Annotated in this window: 6 protein-coding genes and 1 pseudogene; 4 read left to right on the top strand and 3 right to left on the bottom strand. The window is 66.6% G+C overall.

All coding sequences use genetic code 11. From position 1 onward, the window contains the following. On the bottom strand, positions 1-1,020 hold a 1,020-nt coding region (gene recA / locus AOZ49_RS32820), incomplete at its 3' end, for a recombinase RecA (protein WP_054473924.1). Between the two features lie 368 nt (positions 1,021-1,388). Here recA and AOZ49_RS00610 point away from each other — a divergent pair. The 3 genes and pseudogenes from AOZ49_RS00610 to AOZ49_RS00600 all read left to right on the top strand — a co-directional run bounded on the left by AOZ49_RS00610 (position 1,389) and on the right by AOZ49_RS00600 (position 5,545). Further along, positions 1,389-2,078, top strand: a complete 690-nt coding sequence (locus AOZ49_RS00610) for a response regulator (RefSeq protein ID WP_054473923.1) — start codon at positions 1,389-1,391, stop codon at positions 2,076-2,078. 115 nt (positions 2,079-2,193) lie between these two features. Further along, a pseudogene (locus AOZ49_RS00605) lies at positions 2,194-3,571 on the top strand (sensor histidine kinase N-terminal domain-containing protein). A 312-nt stretch (positions 3,572-3,883) separates the two neighbouring features. Further along, the gene (locus AOZ49_RS00600) at positions 3,884-5,545 is read left to right on the top strand and encodes an MFS transporter (RefSeq protein WP_054433347.1); all 1,662 of its coding nucleotides are present in this window, start codon (positions 3,884-3,886) and stop codon (positions 5,543-5,545) included. A 398-nt stretch (positions 5,546-5,943) separates the two neighbouring features. Here the strand turns inward: AOZ49_RS00600 and AOZ49_RS00595 are convergent, their stop codons facing one another. Next, on the bottom strand, positions 5,944-6,153 hold the full coding sequence (locus AOZ49_RS00595) for a hypothetical protein (RefSeq protein WP_006388393.1): 210 nt from the start codon (positions 6,151-6,153) through the stop codon (positions 5,944-5,946). A gap of 151 nt (positions 6,154-6,304) precedes the next feature. On the opposite strand from AOZ49_RS00595, the gene AOZ49_RS00590 reads away from it, so the two are divergent. Continuing rightward, positions 6,305-7,204: a recombination-associated protein RdgC gene (locus AOZ49_RS00590; RefSeq protein WP_006393742.1), complete on the top strand. Its 900-nt coding sequence runs from the start codon at positions 6,305-6,307 to the stop codon at positions 7,202-7,204. 150 nt (positions 7,205-7,354) lie between these two features. Here AOZ49_RS00590 and AOZ49_RS00585 read toward each other — a convergent pair whose 3' ends face one another. Next, positions 7,355-8,767, bottom strand: coding sequence for a diguanylate cyclase (locus AOZ49_RS00585; protein WP_054433348.1), 1,413 nt, complete (start codon positions 8,765-8,767; stop codon positions 7,355-7,357). Positions 8,768-8,850: the final 83 nt, after the last annotated feature.

Below are 8,850 nucleotides of genomic sequence, written 5' to 3'. Positions count from 1 at the left end.
GCGGCTGACGATGCCCTGGTTCTCGCGAACACGGTTCTCGATCTCGATCGCCAGTTCCTTGTGTTCCTTCAGGTATTCACGGACGTTGTCCTTGCCCTGGCCGATGCGGTTGCCGTTGTAGCTGTACCACGCGCCGGACTTGTCCACCACGTTGGCGGCCACGCCCAGGTCGATGATTTCGCCTTCGCGCGAGATGCCGGCGCCGTACATGATGTCGAACTCGGCCTGCTTGAACGGGGGCGCGACCTTGTTCTTGACCACCTTGACGCGGGTTTCGTTGCCGACGACCTCGTCGCCCTTCTTGATCGAGCCGATGCGGCGGATGTCCAGGCGCACCGAGGCGTAGAACTTGAGCGCGTTGCCGCCGGTGGTGGTTTCGGGGTTGCCGAACATCACGCCGATCTTCATGCGGATCTGGTTGATGAAGATGACCATGCAGTTGGTCTTCTTGATGGTGGCGGTCAGCTTGCGCAACGCCTGGCTCATCAGGCGGGCCTGCAGGCCGGGCAGCGAATCGCCCATTTCGCCTTCGATTTCGGCCTTGGGCACCAGGGCCGCGACCGAGTCGACCACGATCAGATCGACCGAACCCGAGCGCACCAGCGCGTCGGTGATTTCCAGCGCCTGCTCACCCGTGTCCGGCTGCGAGATCAGCAGGTCGGCCAGGTTGACGCCCAGCTTCGAGGCGTACTGCACGTCCAGCGCGTGTTCGGCGTCGACGAAGGCGCAGGTGCCGCCGATCTTTTGCATTTCAGCCACGACCTGCAGGGTCAGCGTGGTCTTGCCCGAGGATTCCGGACCGTAGATTTCCACCACGCGGCCGCGCGGCAGGCCGCCGACGCCCAGCGCGATGTCCAGACCCAGCGAGCCGGTCGACACCACCTGGATGTCGCGCGAGACCTCGTTGTCGCCGTAGCGCATGATCGAGCCCTTGCCGAACTGCTTTTCGATCTGCGAGAGCGCGGCGGCCAGCGCCTTGGCTTTTTCCGAAGCGGCGGCCTTGGTGGTTTTGTCGTCCATGTAGTGTCCTGTCGGGTCTAGGTCTGTAACGTATCGGGTGTCGGGCGCGGCACGGATACCGGTCAGCGCGCGGGTTGTCGCAAGGGGTTGATCGAAACGGCGCCGAAGCGGTGGGTCCAGGCTGCAATCGGCACCGATCAGAAAGCGATAGCGCAGATTATGGCATCGGATTGTACTGTACAAAAAAACAGTGTGCCACAGTTTTCCACGTATTCCCTGAGTGGGCAAGCCCGGTGCCGTATGACAGAATCGAGGAAAAAACTGGCGCTATGTCCCCATTGCGCTCCCGGCACGCCGCCCCGGCACTCCACCGAGGGCGGCACGCGTGCGTCGCTCACCCGGCGCGCCCTACTTCTTTTCGACAGCCCATGCGCATTCTGATCGCCGAAGACGACAGCATCCTGGCCGACGGCCTGTCACGCTCGCTGCGTCACAACGGCTACGCGGTCGACGCCGTGCGCGACAGCCTGGCGGCCGATTCGGCGCTGGCGGCCCAGGCCTTCGACCTGCTCATCCTCGATCTCGGCCTGCCGCAGCTGGCCGGCCTGGAGGTGCTGCGGCGGCTGCGGGCCCGCAACTCCGCCCTGCCCGTCCTGATCCTGACCGCCGCCGACAGCATCGAGCAGCGCGTCAAGGGACTGGACCTGGGCGCAGACGACTACATGGCCAAGCCGTTCGCGCTGTCCGAGCTGGAAGCGCGCGTGCGCGCCCTGACGCGCCGCGGCGCGGGCGGCGGCGCCACGCTGCTCAAGCACGGCCGGCTGGTGTTCGACCAGACCGGGCGCGTGGCGATGGTCGACGACCAGACGCTGGACCTGTCCGCGCGCGAAGTCAGCCTGCTCGAGATCCTGCTGACCCGCAGCGGCCGCATGGTCAGCAAGACCCAGCTGGTCGACCACCTGTGCGAATGGGGCGAGGAAGTCAGCACCAATGCCATCGAGGTCTACGTGCACCGCCTGCGCAAGAAGCTCGAACCGAGCGGCGTGAAGATCGTGACGGTGCGCGGCCTGGGCTACTGCCTGGAACGGGATCAGGGTGCGGCCTACCTCGCCAGCTGAACCGCCACAGCCGGAGGCGCTCAACCAGGAAGCGCTGGATGTGATGCAGGCCGGGGCCCGCGGCCCCAGCTTCGCGCCGCCGCAGCGCTCGCTGCTGGGCGAGATCCTCGACTGGATGCTGGCGCCGCTGTTCCTACTGTGGCCGATGAGCGTCGCCATCACCTACGTGGTGGCGCAGAACATCGCCAACGTGCCCTATGACCGCGCGCTCGCCAACAACCTGCACGTGCTGACGCGCCAGGTCCACGCCCAGGACGGCCGCGCGGTGCTGCGGATGACCGACCCGGCGCGCGACGTGCTGCGCGCCGACGAGACCGACAGCGTCTTCTGGCTGGCGCTCGGCAGCCGCGGCGAATACCTGGGCGGCGACCGCGCCCTGCCCCTGCCCGCCTCGGTCGGCCAGCCGCGCCCCGGCGAGGTGCAGTACGAGGACGACACCCTGCGCGGCTTCGGCGTGCGCCTGGCCTTCACCTGGGTCGACCTGAACCTGCCCAACACCCAGCCGGCGCTGCTGATCGTGGCCGAGACCGTGGAGAAACGCACCCAGCTGGCCAACGACATCATCAAGGGCGTGATCATTCCGCAGTTCGTGGTGCTGCCGATCGCGGTGCTGCTGGTGTGGTTCGGGCTGTCGCGCGGGGTCGCGCCGCTCAATGCGCTGCAGCAGCGGCTGCGGGCGCGCCGGCCGGACGACCTGTCGCCGATCGACGAACGCGCCGCACCCTCCGAGATCGCGCCGCTGGTCGCGGCCATGAACGACCTGCTCGACCGGCTGTCGGACAACGTCCAGGCGCAGCGCCGTTTCGTCGCCGATGCCGCGCACCAGTTGAAGACCCCCGCTGGCGGGCCTGCGGACCCAGGCCGAACTGGCCCTGCGCGACGCCAGCCCCGAGGAAATGCAGGCCAGCCTGCGCCAGCTGGTGACCGGCTCCGAACGCGCCACCCGCCCGGTGAACCAGTTGCTGCTGCTGGCGCGGGCCGAAAACCCCAGCGCCATCGGACTGGCCGCCACCGACCTGAACGCCATCGCCTACGAACAGGCGATGCACTGGGTGCCGCACGCGCTGTCGCTCGGCACCGATCTGGGCTTCGAAGGGTCGGAGACCCCGGTCGAGATCAACGGCAACCCGCTGCTGCTGGCCGAACTGCTCAACAACCTGGTGGACAACGCGCTGCGCTATACGCCGCGCGGCGGCCACATCACGGTGCGCGTGCAGGCGCTGGGCGATCAGGGCGTGCTGGAGGTCGAGGACTCCGGCCCCGGCATCGCGCCGGAGGAGCGCGAGCGCGTGTTCGACCGCTTCTACCGCGTGCTGGGCACGCTGTCGGACGGCAGCGGACTGGGCCTGGCCATCGTCCGGGAGATCGCGCAGAAGCACCAGGCCACCGTCTTGGTCACCGACCACCCGACCCCGCACTCGAACCTGCCGGGCACGCGCATCCGGGTCGTCTTCCCGCTCTACGTCGAACCCGTCGACGACCTCGGCGACTGAGGCCGGCCGACCCCGCCTGAACCCCTGACGGGCGCCTCGCGCCGGCCCAGGCGTTTCCCGCCCGGCGCCGTTGCGCGCCGCGCTTGCCGCCACGCGAGTTCCCCGTTCCGTCCCTAGGACTATCCCTAGCCTCCCCAGGGATGTTTACTTTTTGTTTCAAATTTAAGATTCAGGTAAGGGTCACGTCAGAACCTCGTCAGCCTCGCGCCCCAACCTTGCGATAGCTCGATGTCGGTCTCGCCGGCGGAGGGTCAAGCACGGCGGAAAACCGCCGGCCAGAAAAATCGAGGAGACATCATGAGCACAACTACCATGGCAGGTCGCGGTCCATCCGCGAATCCGCGCCCGATGACCAAGGATGAACGCCGCGTCATCTTTGCCTCGTCGCTGGGCACGGTGTTCGAGTGGTACGACTTTTATCTGTACGGTTCGCTGGCGGCCATCATCGCCCAGCACTTCTTCTCCGGCGTGAACCCGACCGCGGGCTTCATCTTCGCGCTGCTGGCCTTCGCCGCCGGCTTCGCGGTGCGTCCGTTCGGCGCGCTGGTGTTCGGCCGCCTGGGCGACCTGGTCGGACGTAAATACACCTTCCTGGTCACCATCGTGCTGATGGGCCTGTCCACCTTCCTGGTGGGCGTGCTGCCCAGCTACGCCAGCATCGGCCTGGCCGCTCCCGCCATCCTGATCGTGCTGCGCCTGCTGCAAGGCCTGGCGCTGGGCGGCGAATACGGCGGCGCCGCGACCTACGTCGCCGAGCACGCGCCGCACGGCCGCCGCGGCTTCTACACGTCGTGGATCCAGACCACCGCCACGCTGGGCCTGTTCCTGTCGCTGCTGGTGATCCTGGGCATCCGCACGGTCATGGGCGAAGACGACTTCAAGGCCTGGGGCTGGCGCATTCCGTTCCTGATCTCGGTCGTGCTGCTGGGCATCTCGGTGTGGATCCGCCTGCAGCTGAACGAATCGCCAACCTTCCAGCGCATGAAGGAAGAAGGCAAGGGTTCGAAGGCCCCGATCGCCGAATCGTTCGGCCAATGGAAGAACCTGAAGGTCGTGATCCTGGCGCTGCTGGGCCTGACCGCCGGCCAGGCCGTGGTCTGGTACACGGGCCAGTTCTACGCCCTGTTCTTCCTGACGCAGACGCTGAAGGTCGACGCCAACACCGCCAACATCATGATCGCGATCGCGCTGCTGATCGGCACGCCGTTCTTCGTGATCTTCGGCGCGCTGTCGGACAAGATCGGCCGCAAGCCCATCATCATGGCGGGCTGCCTGATCGCCGCGGCGACCTACTTCCCGATCTTCCAGGGCCTGACGCACTTCGCCAACCCCGCGCTCGAAAAGGCGCAGGCGACTGCCCCGGTCACGGTCATCGCCGACCCCGCCACCTGCTCATTCCAGTTCAACCCGGTAGGCACCTCGTCGTTCACCAGCTCCTGCGACGTGGTCAAGTCGTTCATGGCGCGCAATTCGGTGAACTACAAGAACGAAGCGGCCCCGGCGGGTTCGGTCGCCAAGGTCAAGATCGGCAACGACGAGTTCGCCTCGTTCGACGGCAAGACCATGGCGCCGGCCGACTTTAAGGCCAAGGCCGCCGAACTGGACAAGGCCCTGACCACCGCCATCCGCAGCCACGGCTACCCCGCCAAGGCCGACCCGGCGCAAAGCAACAACGTCATGGTCGTCGTGCTGCTGACCATCCTGGTGATCTACGTCACCATGGTGTACGGCCCGATCGCGGCGATGCTGGTGGAAATGTTCCCGACCCGCATCCGCTACACCTCGATGAGCCTGCCCTATCACATCGGCAACGGCTGGTTCGGCGGCTTCCTGCCCCCGGTCGCCTTCGCCGTGGTGGCCGCCACCGGCAACATCTACGACGGCCTGTGGTACCCGATCATCATCGCGGTCATGACCCTGGTCATCGGCACGCTGTTCGTGCGCGAATCCAAGGACAACGACATCAACGCCTAAACGACCATCCCCGCCGGGCGGGACTGCTGCGCCTGCCCGGCCTTTCAAAAGCTCCTCTGGGAGCTTTTTTTTTTGCGCGCGCGCAGGCGACCAGGCCTGACACCGTCTGATGTCCTCTCGATTCAGGACCCTGTCAGACCCCCGCCGTTAGACTGGCGCCTCAGATTACGGCCTTGCGCCTGATCGCCCGGCGATTGATCCCCCTGCCAGGCGATTGCAGGGCCAGTGTTCTGACACCGATACCGCGTTCCCCGCGAGCCTTTTATGACGCGGTATTGTGTGCTCCCGTACCGGCCCGGCCTCTATTGAGCCGGGCCGCTTTTTTTCCGGACGCGTTGCGCGCGCCCAAGAAAAAGGCGGCCTCGCATCGGCCGCCCGGGCACTGCGCGGGGCGCGCCTCAGCGGCGCATGCCCACGCCGATGACCAGCACGCCGGCCACGATCGCGGCGATGCCGGCCCACATGGGGATCGGCACGGACTTCTCGGTTTCGGCCGTGGCCTTGACCGAACCGACCTGCAGCACGGTTTCCTCGGACTTGTAGCTGAAGCCCTTATACGCCAGGGCGGCGATGCCCAACACGATCAGGATGGCGCCGACAATCTTCATGCTTCTTCTCCTATTGCACACGGATGCCGCGGACATTACCGCATGGCCGCGCGGCTGTCAGTGACAGAACGTGTCGCCTGACCCCATCGTATTGCACCGCTGCGGCAAAGCCGTCCGCGTCGTATAGAATCAACCCTTTTGGCCGACGCTCATGTGGTTCAAGAATCTCAAGATTTACCGTCTCTCCTCGCCGTGGACGCTGACCGGCGAGCAGCTTGAAGAAACGCTTGCGCGGCACGCCTATCAGGCCGGCAACAACCTCGAAATGCAAAGCCTGGGCTGGGTCCCGCCGCGCGAGAACGGCGGGCTGGCGCACGTCGTCGGCGGGCAGATCCTGCTGAATCTGCGCGCCGAGAAGAAGCTGCTGCCCAGCACCGTGGTCAACCAGGTCGCCAAGGCGCGCGCCCAGGAGATCGAAGAGCAGCAGGGCTACAAGCCGGGCCGCAAGCAGATGAAGGAAATCAAGGAGCGCGTCACCGACGAGCTGCTGCCGCGCGCCTTCAGCGTGTACCGCGACACCCGCGTGTGGATCGACCCGCAGAACCACTGGCTGGTGATCGATGCCGCCGCCTCGGCCAAGGCCGACGAAGTCATCGGCCTGCTGGCCAAGTGCGTGGATCCGTTCCCGCTCGAAAACCTGTACGTGGCCCAGTCGCCCGCCTCCGCCATGACCGGCTGGCTGGCCGAGGACGAAGCGCCGAGCAATTTCAGCATCGACCAGGACACTGAGCTGCGTTCGTCCGGCGAAAGCGGCGCGGCCATCCGCTACGTCAAGCACTCGATCGACGCCGACGACGTGCGCCGCCATATCCAGTCGGGCAAGCAGTGCACCCGCCTGGCCATGACCTGGGCCGACCGCATCTCGTTCGTGCTGACCGAAGGCCTGGACGTCAAGCGCGTCGCGCCGCTGGACGTGCTCAAGGAAGGCAACGACACCGTCGCCACCAACGACGACGAGAAGTTCGATTCCGACATGATGCTGATGACGGGCGAGCTGGCCAAGATGCTGGCCGAGCTGGTCGACGCGCTGGGCGGCGAAAAGAAGATCTGAGCCCCGCGCTCCGGCTTCACCGCGACGGGCCGCTCCTCTCTTTAGAGGGGGCGGCCTTTTTCATGGGGCGGCCATTTGTTCTCGTGGCGGCTTGCGCGCGGCTTGAATGGGTGCGGCGCGCCAGCCACGAACAAGATGGCCACGCGCCCGTCAGGCGGCAACGCTGCGGTCACGGCCCGACTGCTTGGCCTGGTACAACGCCTTGTCGGCGCGGTCGATCAGGTAGGCGTAGTCGGGATGGCCGTCGAAGGCGGCCACGCCGATGCTGGCGGTGATGCGCAAGGCGCCCACTTCCGGAATCATGAAGGCGTGGCGGCGGATCTCGGCGCCCAGCTTCTCGGCCACCAGCAGGGCCGCGTCGCGCGCCGTGTCCACCAGCACCACCAGGAACTCCTCGCCGCCATAGCGGAACACGAAATCGCTCGAACGACAGGACTGGTGCACCACCTCGGCGAACTGCCGCAGCACCTGGTCGCCGCCGGCGTGGCCATGCTGATCGTTGATCGCCTTGAAGTGGTCGATATCCAGCAGCAGCACCGAGAACGTCGAGCGCTCGCGCGTGGCGATCAGGATCTCGCGGCCGATCACCGAGGGCAGGAAGCGGCGATTGAGCACGTTGGTGAGCGGATCGCTGCCGCTCTCGATCTCGGCCACCATGTCGAACAGGCCATTGAGCAGGTGCTTGATGCGCGCCACCAGTTCCTGCAGTTCACGCACCTGGTCCGGCAGCGACGCCGGGCCGCCCTGCAGCAGGCTGGGCAGCACCACGTCGTCCAGCCGCGCCACCGCTTCGGTGATCTGCCGCAGCGCCGGCGCGCTCTCGAACAGCACGCCGCCCTTGTGCTGCAGCCACAGGCCGAACTCGGAGGCCGCCAGGCGCGGCAGCACCTGTTCCGGCGCGCGGTAGTGCAGGCCGATCAGCACCGCCTGGCTCCATTCGAGCAGGGCGGCGCGCTGGCGCTCGCGCTCGGTGGAAATGTTCTGGCCCAGCGCGAACAGGCGGTAGGCCTCGTCGTTGCGGGCGCCGCGGTTGATGTCGCGCATGAAGGCGCGGCTCATCTGCTCGATCGCCAGGTCGAACAGATTGCAGACGTACTGGGTCGCGACCGATGCCGCCACGCCGTCCAGGTCGCTGGCGCGCAGGCGCAACGCGATTTCGTTCTTCAGGATGCGGGCGCCGGCCATCACCAGGTGGATCGGGATGTGCACGCGCGCATGCACTTCGCCCACCTTCTTCTGCACCGCCATCAGCGCCGCGATGTCGCCCTGCTCGCGCACGCACAGCAGGCCCTTAAGCCAGCCCTTCATGCCCTTGTGCAGGCGGGTGGCGACGATCTCGTGCGACAGGCGCGGGCCGGCCTCGGCATCGGCCAGCAAGGTGGAATAGAAGGCGTCGACCAGCTCGTTGGCGCTGTCGGACACCACCGCCGCGACCTGGCCGCGGGTGTAGGCATCGACCGACGAATAGACCGCCTGCCAGGCCTGGGCATTGGACGCGCTCAGGTAGCACGCCTGCCCGGCGGGATCAGGAGAAGACGGGACTGCGCGACTGCTCGAAGACATAAGACCATCCGACCGAAGATTCCATGGCGTGTCTCGGAACGACACGCGACAGGAAAAACCAGCGCGGATTATGCTTGAAATCG

Source organism: Achromobacter sp. 2789STDY5608615 (assembly GCF_001298995.1).
In the GTDB taxonomy this organism is placed as follows: domain Bacteria; phylum Pseudomonadota; class Gammaproteobacteria; order Burkholderiales; family Burkholderiaceae_B; genus Achromobacter; species Achromobacter insuavis.
The sequence above is the reverse complement of the archived record's forward strand: the minus strand, read 5'-3'. Positions and strand labels throughout refer to the sequence as shown.

What these genes read in the sequence shown, in the direction of transcription:
- AOZ49_RS00610 (WP_054473923.1), top strand. Translation starts at nt 1,389, where the DNA reads ATGCGCATTCTGATCGCCGAAGACGACAGCATCCTGGCCGACGGCCTG.
- AOZ49_RS00600 (WP_054433347.1), top strand. Translation starts at nt 3,884, where the DNA reads ATGGCAGGTCGCGGTCCATCCGCGAATCCGCGCCCGATGACCAAGGAT.
- AOZ49_RS00595 (WP_006388393.1), bottom strand. Translation starts at nt 6,153, where the DNA reads ATGAAGATTGTCGGCGCCATCCTGATCGTGTTGGGCATCGCCGCCCTG.
- AOZ49_RS00590 (WP_006393742.1), top strand. Translation starts at nt 6,305, where the DNA reads ATGTGGTTCAAGAATCTCAAGATTTACCGTCTCTCCTCGCCGTGGACG.
- AOZ49_RS00585 (WP_054433348.1), bottom strand. Translation starts at nt 8,767, where the DNA reads ATGTCTTCGAGCAGTCGCGCAGTCCCGTCTTCTCCTGATCCCGCCGGG.